Origin of the sequence: Nonomuraea rosea, from assembly GCF_039539705.1 — a bacterium.
GTDB classification, from domain to species: Bacteria; Actinomycetota; Actinomycetes; order Streptosporangiales; family Streptosporangiaceae; genus Nonomuraea; species Nonomuraea rosea.
In genome coordinates this window covers 694,053-713,243 of the sequence record NZ_BAABDQ010000001.1, presented here as the reverse complement: position 1 = coordinate 713,243, position 19,191 = coordinate 694,053, and the positions used below count along the sequence as shown (strand labels likewise).

The 19,191-nt window shown below is 71.9% G+C and carries 13 protein-coding genes; 7 read left to right on the top strand and 6 right to left on the bottom strand.

The window, feature by feature from the left end; all coding sequences use genetic code 11:
• Window positions 1-14: 14 nt before the first annotated feature.
• Window positions 15-2,024 (bottom strand): GxGYxYP domain-containing protein, encoded by a 2,010-nt coding sequence (locus tag ABEA43_RS03480; RefSeq protein ID WP_345558515.1) that lies wholly within the window; start codon window positions 2,022-2,024, stop codon window positions 15-17.
• Between the two features lie 138 nt (window positions 2,025-2,162).
• A complete protein-coding gene (locus tag ABEA43_RS03475) occupies window positions 2,163-2,396 on the bottom strand; it encodes a hypothetical protein (RefSeq protein ID WP_345558513.1) in 234 nt (77 codons plus the stop codon).
• Between the two features lie 153 nt (window positions 2,397-2,549).
• On the opposite strand from ABEA43_RS03475, the gene ABEA43_RS03470 reads away from it, so the two are divergent.
• A complete protein-coding gene (locus ABEA43_RS03470) occupies window positions 2,550-3,728 on the top strand; it encodes a sensor histidine kinase (RefSeq protein ID WP_345558511.1) in 1,179 nt (392 codons plus the stop codon).
• A 161-nt stretch (window positions 3,729-3,889) separates the two neighbouring features.
• On the opposite strand, the gene ABEA43_RS03465 is transcribed toward ABEA43_RS03470, so the two are convergent.
• On the bottom strand, window positions 3,890-6,832 hold the full coding sequence (locus tag ABEA43_RS03465; RefSeq protein WP_345558509.1) for a helix-turn-helix transcriptional regulator: 2,943 nt from the start codon (window positions 6,830-6,832) through the stop codon (window positions 3,890-3,892).
• Between the two features lie 179 nt (window positions 6,833-7,011).
• Between ABEA43_RS03465 and ABEA43_RS03460 the strand changes: the two genes are divergently transcribed.
• The 3 genes from ABEA43_RS03460 (at window position 7,012) to ABEA43_RS03450 (ending at window position 13,364) form a co-directional block, all read left to right on the top strand.
• Entirely contained in the window at window positions 7,012-10,770 is a 3,759-nt protein-coding gene (locus ABEA43_RS03460) for a S8 family serine peptidase (protein ID WP_345558507.1), read from the top strand.
• 139 nt (window positions 10,771-10,909) lie between these two features.
• Complete coding sequence (locus ABEA43_RS03455; RefSeq protein ID WP_345558505.1) at window positions 10,910-11,227, top strand: hypothetical protein; 318 nt, start codon at window positions 10,910-10,912, stop codon at window positions 11,225-11,227.
• 22 nt (window positions 11,228-11,249) lie between these two features.
• The gene (locus ABEA43_RS03450; RefSeq protein ID WP_345558504.1) at window positions 11,250-13,364 is read left to right on the top strand and encodes a carbon starvation CstA family protein; all 2,115 of its coding nucleotides are present in this window, start codon (window positions 11,250-11,252) and stop codon (window positions 13,362-13,364) included.
• Here ABEA43_RS03450 and ABEA43_RS03445 read toward each other — a convergent pair.
• Window positions 13,361-13,786 (bottom strand): MarR family winged helix-turn-helix transcriptional regulator, encoded by a 426-nt coding sequence (locus ABEA43_RS03445; RefSeq protein ID WP_345558502.1) that lies wholly within the window; start codon window positions 13,784-13,786, stop codon window positions 13,361-13,363. The two genes, ABEA43_RS03450 and ABEA43_RS03445, sit on opposite strands and share 4 nt — an antisense overlap.
• 63 nt (window positions 13,787-13,849) lie before the next feature.
• Here ABEA43_RS03445 and ABEA43_RS03440 point away from each other — a divergent pair, with 63 nt between their 5' ends.
• Entirely contained in the window at window positions 13,850-14,479 is a 630-nt protein-coding gene (locus ABEA43_RS03440; RefSeq protein ID WP_345558500.1) for a maleylpyruvate isomerase family mycothiol-dependent enzyme, read from the top strand.
• Here the strand turns inward: ABEA43_RS03440 and ABEA43_RS03435 are convergent.
• Window positions 14,465-15,073 (bottom strand): histidine phosphatase family protein, encoded by a 609-nt coding sequence (locus ABEA43_RS03435; RefSeq protein WP_345558498.1) that lies wholly within the window; start codon window positions 15,071-15,073, stop codon window positions 14,465-14,467. The genes ABEA43_RS03440 and ABEA43_RS03435 overlap by 15 nt on opposite strands.
• Before the next feature lie 52 nt (window positions 15,074-15,125).
• On the opposite strand from ABEA43_RS03435, the gene ABEA43_RS03430 reads away from it, so the two are divergent.
• Entirely contained in the window at window positions 15,126-16,073 is a 948-nt protein-coding gene (locus ABEA43_RS03430; RefSeq protein ID WP_345558496.1) for a DNA polymerase domain-containing protein, read from the top strand.
• 120 nt (window positions 16,074-16,193) lie between these two features.
• Window positions 16,194-17,708 (top strand): M28 family metallopeptidase, encoded by a 1,515-nt coding sequence (locus ABEA43_RS03425; RefSeq protein ID WP_345558494.1) that lies wholly within the window; start codon window positions 16,194-16,196, stop codon window positions 17,706-17,708.
• 41 nt (window positions 17,709-17,749) lie between these two features.
• Here ABEA43_RS03425 and ABEA43_RS03420 read toward each other — a convergent pair whose 3' ends face one another.
• A complete protein-coding gene (locus ABEA43_RS03420; RefSeq protein ID WP_345558492.1) occupies window positions 17,750-19,144 on the bottom strand; it encodes a M20/M25/M40 family metallo-hydrolase in 1,395 nt (464 codons plus the stop codon).
• Window positions 19,145-19,191: the final 47 nt, after the last annotated feature.

Below are 19,191 nucleotides of genomic sequence, written 5' to 3'. Positions count from 1 at the left end.
AGGGCCCCGGTTCGTCAGCGTCCGGTGTGCTCGTTCAGCAACGCGAAGAACGTGTCGCCGCGCACGATCTCGAACGGGTCGCCGAGCAGCTCGCCCAGCTCCGCGATGTCCGACGGCGTCCAGTTCCAGGCGTTGACCGCGCCGGCGATGAACAGCGGCGCGGCCCCGTCCCAGCCCTCGATGCGCTTCACCAGCGTGTCCCGGTACTCCTGCGCCTTGCCCTGCGGCGAGAAGTTGCCGATCACCGGCAGGCCCGCCGGGCGGATCTGCAGGTCGCCGCTCTCCCACGACTGGATGATGCCGCGCAGCGGCGTGTTCTTCCGGTACGAGCGGGCGATGCGCTCGTCGAAGGCCACCCACCCGTCGCCTTCCGGTTTGCGGTGGTTGTAGGCATAGACCAGATCCATGCCGGTACGGCGCAGGAACCGCCCGGTCAGCTCGGTGTAGGCGTCCAGCGCCTGTGTGGGCCAGGAGCCGGGGTAGGTGTAGCCCGCGCCGGACGGGCCGGCGATCAGCAGGTCGTTGGCCGTCGCCGTGCGCTGGTAGTACGCCAGCAGCGCGGGGCCGATGTCGGCAAGCAGCGGGCTGACCGTCCAGTTCGCGGGCACCGCGCCGCGCCGCGGGTCGTCCCAGATCTCCCTCATCCTGCGCTGGCAGTACTGGATGTTGTCGCCCTCGCCCACGGTGAGCGTGAGGTAGACCCGGTTGCGCAGGCTCGCCGCCGGCCTCGGACGCACACGGTTGGAGACCTTCGCGGCGACGCCCGCGTGCACCGTGGCGTTCATGTAGTAGTCGGCGGGCACCACCTCGACGGCGTGCTGCGAGGCCCGGTCGACGCCGCCCCACTCACCCGCCACGTCGTTGGAGAACCAGCCCGCGTACGGCGTGGTGGGCTCGACCTTGCCGAGGATCTCGTCGAGCAGCTCGCCGGTCTGGCCGGAGGGCGGCAGCCAGAACACCATGGCGCGCATGGCGACCGTGTAGTCGCGGAAGTAGGGGAAGGGCTCCACCCGCGTCGGCGCGGTCGTGGTCGCGGTGACCAGGAACTGGTTCCACAGGTCCACCTCGACGACGAGCTGCCGGGTGCCCGCGGGCGCGGTGAAGCGGTAGATGAAGTAGCCGCCGCCGTCGGAGAAGCGGTTGGCGTCCCCGCCGTGCGCGGAGTTGACGCCGTCGAAGAGGTACGGGGTCTCGGCGTCCGTACCGGGCGTGAACGAGACGATCTCGGCGCCGTCGGCCTTGACCTTGATCGAGCCGACGGAGGCGCCCCAGCCGTCGTCGCCCAGGGAGTCCTGGAAGCGCAGGTAGACGCCGTCCTGGCCGGACAGCTCCTGGCTCAGGTCGAACGTGCGCACCTCCCGGTTGGAGGAGTCTCTGATGCGCTCGGTCTCCCGCGCGACCTCGCGCCACTGGACGCCGTCCACGCGTACCGTCCTGGTCGGCGGCAGCCCGCCGAGCAGCGCACGGGTGCAGCGCGGGAAAAGGTTGGCGAGCTGCCAGCGGTACGTGCCCAGAACGTCGCCGGCGTCGAACCGCCCGCGCAGGTCGGTGATCGTTCTGAGGCCGTACGCGGTGGCCTGCTCGGCCGTGGCGGCCACGGCGTTCTCCAGGCCGGCCAGGGTGGTGGCCACGTTCACCGAGTCGGGGACGCCGGGGTCGTGCAGGATCGCGCCGCGGATCTCGCCACGGTAGCGGGTGACGAGGTCGAGCGGGCGGTCGTGGTGGGTGACGGCGGCGCCGGTACTGGATAACCAGCGCAGGTCGTAGTTCTCCGCCGTGTAGTTGAAGTAGAGGCGCGGGCGGCGGCGGTTGACGACGCCCTGGAGGGTGGTCAGCAGCAGTTGGTCGTCGCCGTGCAGGGTGCTGACGTCGGCGACGTCGAGCCTGGTGGGACGGCCGAAGCCGGGCAGGAGTGGGGTGGTGGTGAGGGTGGTCGCGGTCGCGGTGGACGGCAGGGCGAGCCCGAGGCCGCCGGCCGCGAACACCACGCTGTTCGCTCGCAGGAAGGTACGTCGTGACACCATCGGCGATCACTGCTCCTCGTGGAAGACCAGGATTGACATCGCTGTCATCTGCCGCGAACGTAACAACGTGACGGAAAGTTGTCTACGGCGTAAAGCCCACCATTCTCCCGGCTGACACAGGGCTGATCCCCTGCGCACTCAGGGGCGGAGTGCGCTCTTCAGCGCGTCGGTGATGTCGGCCATGGCGCCGGTCAGGAGGAGCAGGAGGAGGCCGGAGCCGAGCATGGCCGCGGCGATGGTGAACGCGGTGAAGAGGGTGATGGCGCGGCCGTCCTTGGTGTTCTCGCCGGCGTTCTTCACCAGGGCCGTCAGCAGGGTCCAGGCGATCGCGGCGAAGACCAGCAGGAGGACGGCGGCGGGCGCGTCGGTCATGGGGTGTGGAGCCTCCGGATCGCGAACTCGTCGGGCCATGCGCCTGATGGCCGCCGAGGGCTGATCATCCCGCCTGCCGCCGGGCGCGGACAAGCCCTGCGGCGGCCGGCATGCGACCGAAGACGAAGGCGCGCGACTGAGGGCGAAGGAGGCGTGACCGTACTTTCGGCCGGTGTCGCGGGGGTGATCGGGGGCTCTAGCCTGGGCGGCGTGCGGGTGCTGGGACGGTGGGCGGGGGTCGCGGCCGAGGTCGGGCTCGGCGCCGGGTTCGCGGCGGCGCTGGCCCTCCAGGCGTACCGGCTCTCCGTGAGCTGGGGCGGCGGCTACTGGGTGTTCGGCTGTGCCGCTGGGACGGTGGTGTGCTCGATCGCCCTGGCGCGGCGGCTCGACCGGCTCTGGGCGGCGGTCGCGGGCCTGGCGGTCGCGGCGGTCGCCGTCGTGGTCGCGTGGACGGCCGGGTTGCCGGGGGAGCCCAGTCCGGCCATGTCCCTGGGCCTGTCCGTGCTCGTCGGCTCCGCGGTCCGTACGCTGCCTGTCGTCCCCGCGTGCGCCGTCGCCGCCGGTGGGCTCGCGGTGGCCGCCGGCGGTCTGACCGCTTCGTCCGGCCCCACGCTGACGTTGCTGGGCGGACTCGGCTGGCTCGCCGCCGTCGCGATCGGGCTGACGCCGCGCCTGCTCGCCGCCCGCCGCCGCGCCATCACCGATCGGGTACGCCGCAGCGAACGCCTCACGCTGGCCAGGGAGCTGCACGACGTCGTCGCCCACCACGTCACCAGCGTCGTGCTCCAGGCCCAGGCCGCCCAGATCCGCGCACGCAAGCACCCTGAGCAGGTGGCGGGGTCGCTGGCCGACATCGAGGCGGCCGGCTCCGACGCCCTCGCCGCGACCAGAAAGGTCGTCGGCCTCCTCCGCGACGGCGAGGAGGTGGCCGCGGCCGTGCCGGGCCCGGCGCTGCTGCGTGAGCTGGTCGAGCGCTTCAACGGGCCCGCGGTGCGCCTGCGGCTGCCCGACGGCGAGCCGGCCTGGCCGCGGGAGGTGGCCGGCACCGTTCACCGGGTCGTGCAGGAGTCGCTGACCAACGTCTCCCGCCACGCCCCGCATGCTCGCTCGGTCACCGTCGGGGTGACGCAGGATCGCGACACGCTCACCGTCGAGGTCGTGGACGACGCCGCACCGGCGGCCGGCCGGCCGTCAGGGGCCGGGGGATACGGCCTGGTCGGGATGCGCGAACGGGTGGAGGGCCTGGGCGGCTCGCTCCGTACGGGGCCGCGCCCCGAGGGCGGCTGGTCCGTGCTGGCCACCGTGCCCCTGCCGTCGGGGACGCGCCGATGACCGGCGGAGCTGTTTCACCTCGGTGCGCGGGTAAGACCGCCGGGACCGTGATCCGGGCTTGGCAGGCGGCGTCAAGGCAGTGCTGCGAGAGCGAGCGGGCTTGGCAGGCGGCGGCGTCATGGCAGTGCTGCGAGAGCGTGAGCTGGGCTTGGCAGGCGGCGTCAAGGCAGTGTTGTCAGCCCTCTGAGCTCTTTTCGCGACGGCAGCCCGAGCTTGCGCAGCGCGCTGGCGATGTGGCTCTCGACCGTCCGCCTGGACAGGAACAACGCGGTGGCGATCTCCTGGTTCGTCTTGCCCGCCGCCGCGAGCAGGGCCACTTCGCGCTCTCGTGACGACAGCGTCTGGCCGTGGGACGGGCGGCCGCCGCGCCACGGGTAGGGGATGGGCACGCCGTTCTGCCGCATGATCCGGCTGACCCGGGCGAGGTCCCGGTCCGCGCCCATCGACCCGTACAGGCGTAATGCGCTCTCCAGCAGCGGCCCGCCGGCGGCCGGGCCGTCCGCGCAGCGCCAGCGGCCCAGGCGTTCGGCGGCCACCGCCTCCTCGTAGCGCAGCCCGGCGTCCTGGAGAGTGGCCCGCGCGACGTCGAGCAGCCGGTCGGCCTCCGGCAGCTCTCCGCGCGAACGCGCCAGAAGGGCCCGGGCGCTCAGCAGCGCCGCCTGCGCCACGGGCGCATCCGCGCCGTCGATCCCGGCCCCCAACTCGGCGACCAGCGCGGCAGCGTCCAGGCCGGTGTCCGGGACGGTGCCAGCGGCGGTGTCCGGGGCGGTCGAGAGGTGCAGGGCTCCCGACGTGGTGAGGGCGTCGATCAGGGTCAGGACGGTTTCCGCGCCCCACACCCAGTTCCCCTTGGCCCGTACCAGAACGAGCGCCGCCGTAGCGTGCTCGACCGCCCCCGCCGCATCGTCCAAGGTCAGCAGCAGCCGCGCCAAGGTCACCCGCGCCGACAGGAGCGGCCACACGGCCCCCACGCGCGAGGCGATCGCGATCACCTCGCCCAGGCACGCCACCGCCTCCTCGGCCGGCCCCGTCGCCGCCAGCAGCGAGCCCCGCAGCAGCCGCGAGTCCAGCGACGCGGCGGCGAAGGTGGCGAAGGTGGCCGCCGCCCCCGACAGCCGGCGGATCCGGGGCTCCAGCCCGTCCCAGCGCCCCGCCGCGCGGTCCACGACGGCGGTGACCAGCTCGACGACCTCCGCCACCCGCAGGTACTCCGCCTGGTCCGCCACCTGCCGGCCCTCGGCCAGCAGGGACTCGGCGCGGTCGAGGCGCCCGACGTGCAGGGCGGCCTGGGCCCAGTTGAGGCAGGCGCGGGCGTGCTCCCTCGGCGCGTCCCTGAGCCCGTCGTCGCGCAGCAGCTCGTCGATCAGCCGCCAGCTCGCCGGATCGCCCTGCTCCAGTAGCAGCGAGGCCCTGGCGATGCGTACCGCGACGCCGATGTCCGGGTCGCCGCTGCGCCGCGCGACGGCCTCGGCCTCGTCGCAGCGCGCGGCGTGCTCGCTGACGTGCCGGTCCACGATGGTCTCGGGCGCGGCGAGCACGGCCAGGGCGCGTCCGAGCAGCGCGGGCCGGTCCCCGAGGTCGCCGACCGCGCTCTCGATCTGCAGGTAACCCGCGCGCGCCTCCCCCTGCTGGCGCAGCAGGCGGCCGAGGGCGAAGCGCAGCTCGCCGCGCAGGCGGGCGGGCAGGGGCTCGGTGGCCAGCAGGCGTTCCAGGATCGGTACGGCCTCCGCGTGCGCCAGCCCGTCCACCGCCGACCGGCCGAGCTTGACGGCCAGCCGCACGCGTACCTCGCCGGACAGCTCGCCGATCTCCAGGGCCTGGAGGAGGAAGCGCGCCGCGGTGGCGTCGTTGCCGTGGAAGAGCGCCGTGTCGGCGGCGGCCTCCGCGTGGCCCACGAAGTCGGCGGTGCGCCCGGCGAGCCGGTAGTGGTGGGCGAGCCTGGCCACCGGCTTCGGACCGGCGGCGGACTCCAGGGCGCGGGCCGTCTTGAGATGCAGCCAGCGGCGGCCGGAGACGGCGACGGACTCGTACACGATCTGCCTGGCCAGCGCGTGCCGGAAGCGGCAGCCGCCGTCCTCCTCGTGCAGCAGCCCGGCCGCCTGCGCCCGGCCGAGCGCCTTGGCGACCTCGGCCGGGTCGCGCTCGGTGACCTCGGACAGGATCCGGTCGTCGGGGGTCATGCCGATGACGGCGGCGGCTTCGAGGATCTCCCGTACGGGGTCGTCGAGCGAGGACAGGCGCTGGAGCACGACGTCACGCAGCACGGTGGGCACGGCGAGGCCGGTCAGCACGTCGGGGCGGCCGGGGATCTCGTTCGCGGGCAGGCGTTCCAGCAGCGTGCGCAGCAGCTCCTCGACGACGAACGGGATGCCGCCGGTCTTCTCGTAGAGGAGGGCGGCGAACGTACCGGGCAGGTCGGTCTGGAGGATGCGGCGCGCGAGCTCGTCCGCCTCCGGCCTGGTCAGCGGGGTGAGGGTGACGACCCGCGCGGGACCGGAGGGCGCGCGGGCGAAGGCCTCGCGGATCGGCAGCAGCCCCGACTCGGTGCGCACGGTGAGGATCACCGAAAGGTCTCGCGGCTGGTGGGCGGCCAGGAACGCGAGGAAGTCGTGGGTGCCGCCGTCGGCCCAGTGCACGTCCTCCAGGACGAGGACCAGCGGGCTCAGGTGCTCCAGCAGGGCGACGGCCGCCCGGAACACCCGGTGCCGCTCCGCCCGCTGGTCGTGCAGCGGAGGCAGGGGCGGGGGCAGGTGCCCGGCGATCTCGGGGAGCAGCGGGGCGAGCGCGCCGGTGACCGGGTTGGCCGGCCTGGCGCGGGCCAGCTCGTCGCCGGCCATGCGGAAGGCGTCCAGCAGCGGGGAGAGCGGCAGCGGCTCCTGGAGCTGCTCGCACTGGCCGACGAGCCTGCGGGTCCCGGCCAGCTCCGGGGTCGCGAACAGCTCTCCCACCAGGCGGCTCTTGCCGATCCCCGCCTCGCCTTCGATCAGGGCGAGCGAGGGTGCGGCGGCGATGGCCGTACGCAGGAGGGCGAGCTCGGCCCGGCGTCCGACGAGCACGTCGGACAGGGAGCCGTAGGGGGCGACGCCGGCCGGGTTCGAGGACAAGGCGGCCTACCCCTTACCTGCGCAATGGTGGCAAATCGGCACGATCAGGTTACCGGATCTCCAACTCGCGGTTAGTGCCGCCCAAAAATCCGTATTCGGTACGGATGCTCCCTCCGTACGGTCCTCATTAGCCTCGGCGATCGTCCGCTTGATCAGCGGCGACGCATGGAGGGGCAACGATGGACCTGTCCGAATCTCCTGGGAGAACCCGCAAGCGCCTGTCGATGACGGCGGCCTTGACGGGGCTGATGCTGACCTCGGTCGCCTGGCCGGGCGCTCCGGCCTCGGCCGATCCGGCTCCGGAGGAACAGAAGACCTACATTGTGCAGATGGCCCTCGACCCCGTCGTGACCTATGAGGGCGACGTGGCCGGGCTGACGGAGACGAAGCCGAAGCGGGGCGAGAAGATCGACCCCCGCTCGGCCGAGGTGACGAAATACGTCGACCACGTACGCGGCCGGCACGACGCGGCGCTCAAGAAGGTCGGCGGCGGCAAGAAGCTCTACGAGTACGTCTACTCCTACGAGGGCTTCGCCGCCAAGCTGACCAAGACGCAGGCCGCGCAGATGCGGGCGCTGCCCGACGTCGTGGCGGTGGCCGAGGACAGGAAGGTGTCGCTGCAGACCTCGTCCACGCCCTCCTTCCTGGGCCTCGACCAGCGCGGCGGCCTCTGGCAGCAGCTCGGAGGCCCCACGGGCAACAAGGGCGCGGGCGACGGGCTCGTCATCGGCGTGATCGACAGCGGCATCTGGCCGGGCAAGAGCTTCGCCGACCCCGACATGACCGGGAAGAAGTACCACCCGGTACGCGGCTTCCACGGCACGTGCCCGGCCGGCGGCGACTCCTCCTGGACCACGGACCTGTGCAACGGCAAGCTCATCTCCGCCCGGCACTTCAACACCGCGTGGGGCGGTGACGCGGCGGTCAAGGAGCAGCTGCCGTGGGAGTTCCTGTCCCCGCGCGACTACAACGGGCACGGCAGCCACACGGCCTCGACGGCCGGCGGCAACCACAACGTGCCGGCGACCGGGGCGGCCGCGGTGTTCGGGTCGGTCAGCGGCATCGCGCCGCGCGCCAGGATCGCCGCCTACAAGGCGCTCTGGTCCACCCAGGACGCCTCCACGGCCAGCGGCTACAACTCCGACCTGGTCGCCGCGATCGACCAGGCGGTGGCCGACGGCGTGGACGTCATCAACTACTCCGTCTCGGGCACGAGCACCGACTTCCTCGACCCGGTGGAGATGGCGTTCCTGGCCGCAGCGGAGGCCGGCGTGTTCGTCTCGGCGGCGGGCGGCAACAGCGGTCCGGCCGCGGGCACCGTCGCGCATCCGTCCCCGTGGGTGACCACGGTCGCCGCGGGCACGCACAACCGCGCCACCGCCGGTTCGGTGACGCTGGGCAACGGGGCCGCGTACAGCGGGGCCTCGCTGGCGACCAAGGCGGGCCCGGCGCCGCTCATCGACTCCACGGCCGCGGCGCTGGCCGGCGCGGACCCCACGCGGGTGGCGCAGTGCTACGCCGCCAGGGACAACGGTGGCAAGCCCGTACTCGACCCGGAGAAGGTCAAGGGCAAGATCGTCGTCTGTGACCGCGGTGAGACGCCGCGCGTCAACAAGAGCGTCGCGGTCGCCGAGGCGGGCGGCATCGGCCTGGTCCTGACCAACGTGGACGAGAACTCGCTCAACACCGACCTGCACTCCATCCCCACCGTGCACCTCACGGACAAGGACCGCAAGGCCGTCAAGGACTACGCCGCCACCAGCGGCGCGACGGCCACGATCGAGCAGGCGAAGATCACCACCGATGCCCCGGCCCCCTACGTGGCGGCGTTCTCCTCCAGGGGACCGCTGAGCGCCGGCGGCGGCGACGTGCTGAAGCCCGACCTGACCGCTCCCGGGCAGGACATCCTGGCGGCGACCGCGCCCGCGGGCAACAACGGGCTGGAGTTCAACCTCTCCAGCGGCACCTCGATGGCCGCGCCGCACGTCGCGGGCCTGGCCGCGCTGCTGAAGGACCTGCACCCCGACTGGTCGCCGATGGCCGTCAAGTCGGCGCTGATGACGACCGGCCGCGACGTCCTGGACGGGCCGGGCACCGACCCCACGGTGATCTTCGGCCAGGGCGCCGGCCACGTCACCCCCAACAGCGCCGCCGACCCCGGGCTCGTCTACGACAGCGGTATCAGGGACTGGATCGCCTTCCTCTGCGGCACGACCAAGGGCGTCGAGCAGAAGGTCTGCGACCTGCTGGCGAAGAAGGGCTACACCTTCGACGCGAGCGACATGAACGGCCCCTCGATCGCGGTCGGCCGGCTGCCCGGCACCCAGACGGTCACCCGCGAGGTGACGAACGTGGGCCGCTCGACCGCCACCTACCGCGCCTCGGTCACCGGCCTGAGCGGGATCACGGCCAAGGTCAGCCCGAGCAGGCTCACCCTGCGGCCGGGCCAGACGAAGTCGTTCACGGTCTCGTTCACGCAGACCACCGCGCCCATGAACGTCTACGTGGGCGGGCAGCTGACCTGGAAGGACGGCAGGCACACCGTGCGCGTGCCGGTCACCGTACGGGCGACGCCCGAGAAGTGGGCGGCCACGTACGGGGCGGCGGGCGGCAACGACTCCGCCGAGTTCACCGCGCTCGACCCCAAGGGCCGGCGGCTCTTCGCGACCGGCGCCAGCTTCGGCAACCGGCCCGGCCTGCTCAGCCCGCAGATCGCCACCGTCGCCTACGACCCGGCGACCGGCGCGGAGCTGTGGAGCAAGACCTACGTGGGTCCCGGCAGCACCTTCGACGAGCCCTACGCCATCGCGGTCAGCCCTGACGGCGGCCGGCTCTACGTCGTCGGCACGAGCACCGGGACGGGCACCGGCGGCGACGGCGTGACGATCGCCTACGACGCGGCCACGGGCGCGGAGCTCTGGGTCGCCAGGTACACCGGGCCTGGCGAGGCCTCCGACCACGCCAACGGGGTCGCGGTCAGCGCCGACGGCAAGAGCCTTTACGCCACCGGCATGACCACCGTCGCGGGCGGCGAGGCCGACTACTTCACGGTCGCGTACGACGCGGACAACGGACAGCAGAAGTGGCTGAAGCTGTACGCGGGCCCCGGAGGGGGCACCGACGACGCGCGGGAGATCACGGTGACCCCGGACGGGTCGAAGGTCATCGTCACCGGCCAGGGCTCGGGCGTCGCCGGCACGGGGCTGACCGAGTGGGGCACCGTGGCGTACGACGCGGGCACCGGCGAGCAGCTCTGGGCCACCGGCCACAACGGCACGGACAACGGCATCGACATCCCCTCCGGCATGACGGTCGGCGCGGACGGCAAGGCGGTCTTCGTCACCGGCTCCGACGCGAACAAGGGGACGCAGAGCGACGTGGTCACGGTCGCGTACGACACGGCCACCGGGAAGGAGATCTGGGCGGACACGTACGACGGCCCCGCGCACACCAGCGACACCCCGCACGACATCACCCTCTCGCCCGACGGCGGCAAGGTGTACGTGACCGGCAACACCACCGGCGAGGGCACGGGCGCGGACTACACCACGATCGCCCTCGACGCCGCCACCGGGCAGCGGGCCTGGGTGCAGCGCTACGACGGCGCGGCCAAGGCCGAGGATTACGGCTGGGACGTCGCCGTGACCCCCGACGGCGGCAAGGTGATCGTCACCGGTGAGAGCACCGACGTCGCGGACAAGGGCAGCGACTACGTGACGATCGCCTACGACGCGGCCGGCGGCGAGCAGACCTGGCTCGGCCGCTACGACGGCGCGGTCGGCGCGCGGGACACCGCGCACGCGCTGGCCGTGGACGCGGCCGGCGGCGCCGGCGTGCGCATCTTCGTGACCGGATCGAGCGCGACCGGCGGGCTCCCGCCGGACGCCCTGGAGATCGACTTCGCGACCGTCGCGTACGTCGAACCGTGGAAGAAGTAACCGTTTCCGGTTGACCGGCGCCCCTGGCTCGCACCCGAGCCAGGGGCGCTCCGCTGTGCGGAATCTCGCGTTTCGGCGACCGGTTCACCGGGTAAGGCCGGGGTTAAATTCTGAGCTACCTGATATTCAGGAGCCCCAGATGTCGCGTATCACGCTCACCCCCGCCGCCCGTGAAGCGCTGCAAGACGAAGAGGTCGTCTTCTTCGATTGGCATGTGACCGGACTCTGCTGCGCCGACGCCGGCGAGTTCTCGATCAGGCCGCTGCGCCGCTCGCGACTGCCCAGGCGCGCACGCAGGCTCGGGGCCGATCTGGTGTACGCCCATCCGACCGCCTGGGTGCATCTCGCCGAGCTTCCCGTCACGATCGACTGCCGTCCGCTGTGGCGCTGGCGGCGTTTCACCACCGATCTGCCGCCGGACGCCGGACTGCGCCTTTGTCTAGGGCGCCGTGTATAGCCCGATATATGGGAGGTAACCGGTGAAGCTGCGTTCCATCATCATCTGGACGGCGGTCGCTCTCGTCGGTGCTGTGGGGTGGGGAGTCCTCGCCCTGTCCAGGGGCGAGAACGTCAACGCGGTGTGGCTGCTGTGCGCCGCCCTCGGCTCGTACGCGATCGCCTACCGGTTCTACGCCAAGTTCATCGTGCGCAAGGTGCTGCGCGCGGACGACCGCAGGGCCACCCCGGCCGAGCGGCTCGACAACGGCATCGACTACCAGCCGACCGACCGGCGGATCCTGTTCGGCCACCACTTCGCCGCCATCGCGGGAGCGGGGCCGCTGGTGGGGCCCGTGCTGGCGGCCCAGATGGGCTACCTGCCCGGCACCATCTGGATCGTCGCGGGGGTGATCTTCGCGGGCGCCGTGCAGGACATGGTGATCCTGTTCTTCTCCATGCGGCGCAACGGCAGGAGCCTCGGGCAGATGGCGCGCGAGGAGATCGGGCCGGTGGGCGGGGCGGCGGCGCTCATCGCGGTCTTCGCCATCATGATCATTCTGCTGGCCGTGCTGGCGCTGGTCGTGGTCAACGCGCTGGCCCAGTCGCCGTGGGGCGTCTTCTCCATCGCCATGACCATCCCCATCGCCCTGTTCATGGGCTTCTACATGCGGGTGATCCGGCCGGGGAAGGTCGTCGAGACCACCGTGATCGGCGTCGCGCTGCTGCTGCTGTCGATCGTGGCCGGCGGCTGGGTGCAGGAGTCGAGCTGGGCGCCGATCTTCACGCTGAGCCCGTCGGCGCTGGCCCTGTGGCTGATCGCGTACGGGTTCGTCGCCGCGGTGCTGCCCGTGTGGATGCTGCTCGCGCCGCGCGACTACCTGTCCACGTTCATGAAGATCGGCACCATCGTGCTGATCGCCATCGGGATCGTCATCACGATGCCGCCGTTGCGGACCACGGCCTTCACCGACTTCGCCTTCAGCGGCAAGGGGCCGGTCTTCGCGGGGTCGCTGTTCCCGTTCGTGTTCATCATCATCGCGTGCGGGGCGCTGTCGGGCTTCCACTCGCTGATCTCCTCCGGCACGACGCCCAAGATGATCCAGAAGGAGAGCCAGGTCCGGATGATCGGCTACGGCTCCATGCTCATGGAGTCGTTCGTCGCCATCATGGCCATCACCGCGGCCTGCGTCCTGAGCCCCGGCCTCTACTTCGCCATGAACTCCCCGGCGGGCGTCGTCGGGGCCACCGTGCAGACCGCTTCGCAGGCGGTCGCCAACATGGGCTTCGTGATCACGCCCGAGGAGTTGCAGGCCGCGGCGGCGGCCGTACAGGAGCAGACGCTGATCGCGCGCACGGGAGGCGCGCCCACGCTGGCGGTGGGCATCTCGCAGATCTTCTCCGGGTTCATCGGGGGCGCGGGGCTGCAGGCGTTCTGGTACCACTTCGCGATCATGTTCGAGGCGCTGTTCATCCTCACCACCGTGGACGCGGGGACGCGGGTGGGCCGGTTCATGCTGCAGGACACGCTCGGCAACCTGTGGAAGCCGATCGGCCGGGTGAGCTGGTGGCCAGGGCTGGTCGCGGCCAGCGCGGTCGTCGTGGCGGCCTGGGGCTACTTCCTCTACCAGGGCGTCAACGACCCGCTCGGCGGGATCAACCAGCTCTTCCCGCTCTTCGGCATCGCCAACCAGTTGCTCGCCGCGGTGGCGCTCACCGTGGCCACCACCCTGCTGATCAAGAGCGGGCGGCTCAAATGGGCCTGGGTGACCGGGGTGCCGCTGGCCTGGGACGTGGCGGTCACGCTGACGGCCAGCTATCAGAAGGTGTTCTCCGCCGAGCCGACGCTCGGCTTCTTCGCCCAGCGCGACCGCTATCAGGCCGCGCTGGACCAGGGCAAGCTGCTCCCGCCCGCCAAGACGCCGGAGGCGATGCAGCAGGTCGTCATCAACTCCACCGTGGACGGCATCCTGGCCGCGTTGTTCGCGGTGCTGATCATCGTGGTCATCCTGGACGCCGCGCGCATATGGATCAAGGCGATCAGGGCGCGGGAGCCGCTGCCGGACACGGAGGCTCCGTTCGAGGAGTCGAAGATCCTCGCCCCCGCCGGGCTCATCCCGACCAGGGAGGAGCGCGAGCTGATGGCGAAGAGCCCCTAGAACTGCGTGATCACGCGCCGCAGCGTGGCGTTCAGCTCGGCGAGGCCCTCCTCGCCGAGCAGCGCCGCGAGGCGGCGTTCGACGTCGTCGATGGCCGCGTAGCCGACTCGCAGCGCATCGTCGCCGCGCTCGGTGAACACGATGAGCTTGGCCCTGCGGTCGGCCGGGTCGGGCACCCGGCGCAGGTAGCCCAGCTCTTCGAGGTCGTCGACCAGCGCACCCATCGCCTGGGCGGTCATCTGGGCCTTCTCCGCGAGCCGGCTCAGCCGGATGCCTTCGTGCTCCATGTGGAAGAACACGGCGGAGTGGGCCGGCCTGACCCGGGCGTCATAGGCCCGGCCCGCCTCCTCCACCGTCCCCTGCAGGCGCAGGTAGGCCTCGTAGAGCAGGGCCACGACGTGCGGCGGATGAGTGGCGGCCAACGTCTTCTCCAATTACTAAGGGAGACTTATATTAAGGCTACCTTAGTAGATCGGAGTCCTCCCATGGACCAGGACGAGATCTGGGCCGCGCTCGCGGTCGAGCGGCGCGGGCTGGCCGACCTGATGGGCGCGCTGCCGGCCGGCGACTGGGAGCGGCCCTCGCTGTGCGCCGGCTGGCGGGTCCGCGACGTGGCCGCCCACCTCGCGCTCGCCACCCGCGCGTCGATCCCATGGGCGCTGGCGGCGCTCGTCAGGGCGCGCGGCGACGCCAACCGCATGATCCGCGACACGGCCGTGCGGCACGCCCGGCTGCCGGTCGGCGAGCTCACCGGGCAGGTACGCGAGTCGGCGGCCGCGCACGGGCGGGCGCCCGCGACCAAGCCGCTCGACCCGCTGTTCGACGTGCTCGTCCACGGCCAGGACATCGCCGTGCCGCTGGGCATCGCCCGCCCCATGCCGCTCGGCCCGGCCCGCGCCTGCGCCGATCACATCTGGAGCCGCGGCTGGCCCTTCTATCCGCAGCGGCGGCTGCGCGGCCTGCGGCTGACGGCGACCGACGTGGACTGGTCGGCGGGGGACGGCGACGTGGTCGAAGGGCCGGTGCAGGCGCTGCTCCTGCTGCTGAGCGGTCGCCCGGCCGCGCTGGCGAGCCTCAGCGGCAAGGGCGTGGCGGGGCTGTCACTCCAGGCGTAGCTCGGGCGGAAAGCCCGTCCAGCGCAGGTCGTCCGGCAGGTGGGACATGTCGTTGGAGAACATCACCGACGACGGGCGTCCTGGCGTGTAGCGGATGACGGTGAGCGCGGCGTTGCAGTGGTTGAGGCCGAGCCAGCGCCACGCCGGCGCGTCCATGGCGGCCCGTACGAGCCAGCCGATCAGGAAGTTGTGCGTGACGATCAGCTCGCGCCTGGTCTCCTCGACCGGGCCGGTGAACAGCTCCAGGGCCTCGCGGGCCAGCGCCGCGCCCTGGACGCGCTCCTCCTCGGTCGTCTGGCTGAGGAAGCGGAGAAGGTGATCGCGGAACTCCGGGTCCAGCTCCTCCTTCTCCGGCACGTAGGGGACGTAGTCGCCGGCGACCTCCGACTCGCGCAGGGGGACGCCGGGCAGCCGTTCGCCGATCAGCCTGGCGGTCTCGGCCGCGCGGGGCAGCGGGCCGTGGTGGACGGCGGCGAACGGGACGCCGCGCAGCCGTTCGCCGAGCAGCGCGGCCTGCCGGCGGCCGTTCTCGGTCAGCCCGAGGCCGTCCGGCGCCGCCTCGCCGTGGCGGGTGAGATAGAGATATCGGGTCATGCCACTCCTGATGGTGTTGACCGTAAATGGGGGTATGGGCATCGTAGGGCGGGTGGCCAGCGATGAGACGCGTGACGGGGTGGCACTGACCAACCTCGACCAGCCGTTGTTCGACGAGGCGGGCGCGACCAAGCGCGACCTGGTCGACTATCTCGACGCGGTCAGCGACCGCATCGTGCCCGCCCTGCGCGGCCGGGCGTTGTCGGTGATCCGGGTACGCCCGGGGCAGCCGCCGTTCATGCAGAAGAACCTGCCCAAGTACGCCCCCGAGTGGGTGAAGTCGGTCGCCCACTGGGCCGAGGCGTCCCGCAGGCAGGTGACGTACGCGCTGTGCGACGACAGGAAAACCCTGCTGTGGTTCGCCAACCAGCGGGCGGTGGAATACCACCCGGCGCTGTTCGCCGGCGACCACTTCACCCACCTGGTGCTCGACCTCGATCCGCCCGAGGGCAGCGAGGCCTTCTCGCTGGCCGTGCGCGGCGCGTTGCTGGTCCGCCAGGCGCTCGACGACGCCGGGCTGACGGGCGCGGTGAAGACCAGCGGGGCCAAGGGCGTGCACGTGTTCGTGCCCGTGGTGGCGGGGATCCCGGTGGAGGACCTGGCGGCGGCCACGCGCGCCGTGGCCGCCCGCGCCGAGCGGGTGGATCCGGCGCTGGCCACGACGGCGTTCATCCGCGAGGACCGCGCGGGCAAGGTGTTCCTCGACTCGACCCGCGCGGGCGGCGCCACGGTGGTGGCCGCCTACAGCCCCCGCGTGCGTCCCGGCGCCCCTGTCTCCTTCCCCGTGCCCTGGGACGACCTCGACCGGGTCGCGCCGGGCGACTTCACCATCCACACGGCGGCCGGGCTGCTCAAGGGCGCGGACCCGTGGGCCGAGCTCATGCCCGAGCCGCAGCGGCTGCCCGCCGACCTGGTCGAGGAGGGGCACACGATCCCGATCGCCCGCGTACAGGCGATGCACGAGGGCAAGCGCCGCGCCCGGGAGCGCCGCAGCGAGTAAGCGGCTATGTCCGGATTTTGACGCATTAGTGGGTCTTCCCAGCGATTCCCGGCCGGGTTACGTTCCGTTCGCGGCTCGGGGGAAATGTCCGTGTTCCTGGTCACCAGGGGGAAAACCTTCATGCGCAGAATCGTCATCGCAATGATCATGGCTCTGGCCTTACCCATGGCCATGGCCACTCCGGCCAACGCGGGAGGGCTGGACGACCTTTTCGCCAAGTTACTCGTCAAGCAGGTCAAGGGCTCGAACGTCAAGAAGCACCTGGACGCGCTACAGGCCATCGCCACCGCGAACGGCGGCACCCGCGCGGCGGGCACGCCCGGTTACGACGCCTCCCGCGACTACGTGGCGGGCAAGCTGCGCAAAGCCGGCTACAAGGTCACGCTGCAGCCGACCAACTTCGTGGAGAGCTGGACCGAGAACAGCCCGCCCACGCTGAACCTCACCGCGCCGTCCGCCAAGACGTACGCGCCGAACGAGGACTTCTTCACCTTCCAGCCGTCACCGGCCGGAGACGTGACCGCGCAGGTCCAGGGTGTGGACCTGACGCTGCCGCCGACCCCGACGCCCACCTCGACCAGCGGCTGCGAGGCGGCGGACTTCGCCGGGTTCGTGGCCGGCCGGATCGCCCTGATCCAGCGTGGCACCTGCGCCTTCGCGCAGAAGATCCGCAACGCGGGCGTCGCGGGGGCCTCCGGGATCATCGTGTTCAACGAGGGCCAGCCGGGCAGGACCGACGCGTTCCCGCTGGACATCGGTGAGTGGCGGGCCGGGGTGCCGATGGTGTTCGCCGACTTCGCCGTGGGCAACGAGCTGGCCGCCACGGCCGGCGCGACGGTCCGGCTCAAGGTCGACGCGACGCTCGTGCTCGGCACCAACGACAACGTCATCGCCGAGTCCCGCTTCGGCGACCCGCGCAACGTCGTGATGACCGGCGCGCACCTCGACAGCGTCCCCGCGGGACCGGGCATCAACGACAACGGCTCCGGCACCGCCGCCATCCTGGAGGTCGCCGAGGAGATGGCGCTCTACCCGGTCAAGCACAAGCTCCGCTTCGCCTTCTGGGCGAGTGAGGAGATCGGCCTGCTCGGCTCCGACCAGTACGTCGCGTCCCTGTCCCAGGCGCAGCGCGACCGGATCAAGGTCTACCTGAACTTCGACATGGTGGCCTCGCCCAACTACGCCTACAAGCTCTACGACGGCGACGACTCCGACGCCGAAGGCTCACCGCCGGGACCGCCCGGATCCGCCCAGATCGAGCAGCAGCTCCAGGCCTTCTACGGCACCCGCAACCTGCCCACCGTGGGCACCGACTTCGACGGCCGCTCCGACTACGGCCCCTTCATCGCGGTCGGCATCCCGTCGGGCGGCATCTTCACCGGTGCGGAGGGCATCAAGACGGCCGAGGAGGCGGCCCTGTTCGGCGGCACGGCCGGGGTCGCGTACGACGTCTGCTACCACCAGGCGTGCGACACGATCGCCAACATCAACGCGACCGCGCTGGACGTGGACGCCGACGCGATCGCCGACTCCATGGCCAGGTACGCCTTCAACCTGAGCTCCATCCCGCCGAGGACGGCGGCGGCGGCCAAGCGGGCCGCCACCACCGCCCACGCGGTGGAGAGCGTGAGCTGACCATCGGGCGCGGGGCCGCCGCACGGCGGCCCCGCGCCCCCTCAGCTCGCGGGCGCCGGATAGCTCACCGGGCTGCGGTGGCCCTGCTTGTCCACCGCGCGCACGCCGAACTGGAAGTTGTCCTTCGACAACCCCGCCACCGTGTACGAGGTCACGTCGCCGACGAAGCGCGAATGCGTCCACGAGGGCGCGGTCGTGTCCCGCCAGAGCACCTCGTAGCCGGCGACGTCGGGCTCCGGGTTCGCGTCCCACCGCAGGTCGGTGTCGTTCGTGAGCCTGCTGGTGACGACGGCCGCCCGGCCGGGGGAGCGGGGGGCGCGGGCGAGTGCGGCCAGCGCGGCCAGGTTCACCTGCGTGACCCGGGCCACGTAGTCGTTCTCGACGAAGGGGAGCAGGTCGCCGTACTGGACGCCGTCCTCCACCCGTACGTCCTGGTGCTGGTGCCGGTAGTCCTCGTGCACCTCCGTGAAGCGCACGGCGGCGTAGCCCTGCTGGAGGAACGGGATCTGGTCGCCGCCGCGCAGGTAGCGGTCCCTGCGGTAGTACATGCGGGCGTCGAACGAGGGCACGTACTGCCGGGCGGTCTCGTTGACGAAGCGGGCGAGCTGGCGGGAGACGCCGTCGTTCTCGCCGCCGACGGACTGGCGGACGGCGGCCTGGGCCGGGGTCTCCGAGGTGGGCACGCCTTCCGAGAAGACGCGGACGGCCTTCGGGTCACGGCCGTTCTCGCCGTCCGCGCTGCCCACGATGTCGTTGGTGAACATGCCCTGGATGTCGACGTTGTTCTGCTTGGCCTGCTGGGCGTGGTACGCGGAGCCGTACAGGCCCTGTTCCTCGCCCGCGACGGCCATGAAGACCACGGTGGCGTCGAACGTGCGGGTCGCCATCACCCTGGCGGCCTCGATGGCGACCGCCACGCCCGAGGCGTCGTCGTCGCTGCCCGGGGCGTCGCAGGTGGCGTTCATGACATCGGAGCAGCGGGAGTCATAGTGGCCGCTGACGACGTACGTGCGGCCCGAGGAGGCGTCCTGGGTGCCGCGCAGGGTGGCGACCACGTTCGTGATCACGGTGGGGACGGGGACGCGCGGCGAGACGGGCTGGACGAACGACTCCTTCTCCACGGTCATCCGCCCGCCCGAGGTGGCGGCGATCCCGGAGAGCTCGGCGTGGATCCAGTCCCTGGCGGCGCCGATGCCGCGTACGGGGTCGTCCTGGCTGGACAGCGTGTGCCTGGTCCCGAACGACGCCAGCTTGGCGATGATCCGCCCCAGGTTGCGTGCGTCGACCTGCTGGACCATCTTCTCGATCTCCCGGTCGCGCGGCGCGACCGCTTCGGCGGCCGGGGTCAGCACCCCGGCGAGCAGGACGGCGGCCATGAAGGGGAGCGCCGCTCTTCTGGCTGCTTTTCGAGCACGGGAGGATGACTGGTGTGCCATGGCACGGCTCCACGAGGTATGGCGGGCCCGGCCGATACGACCGGGCC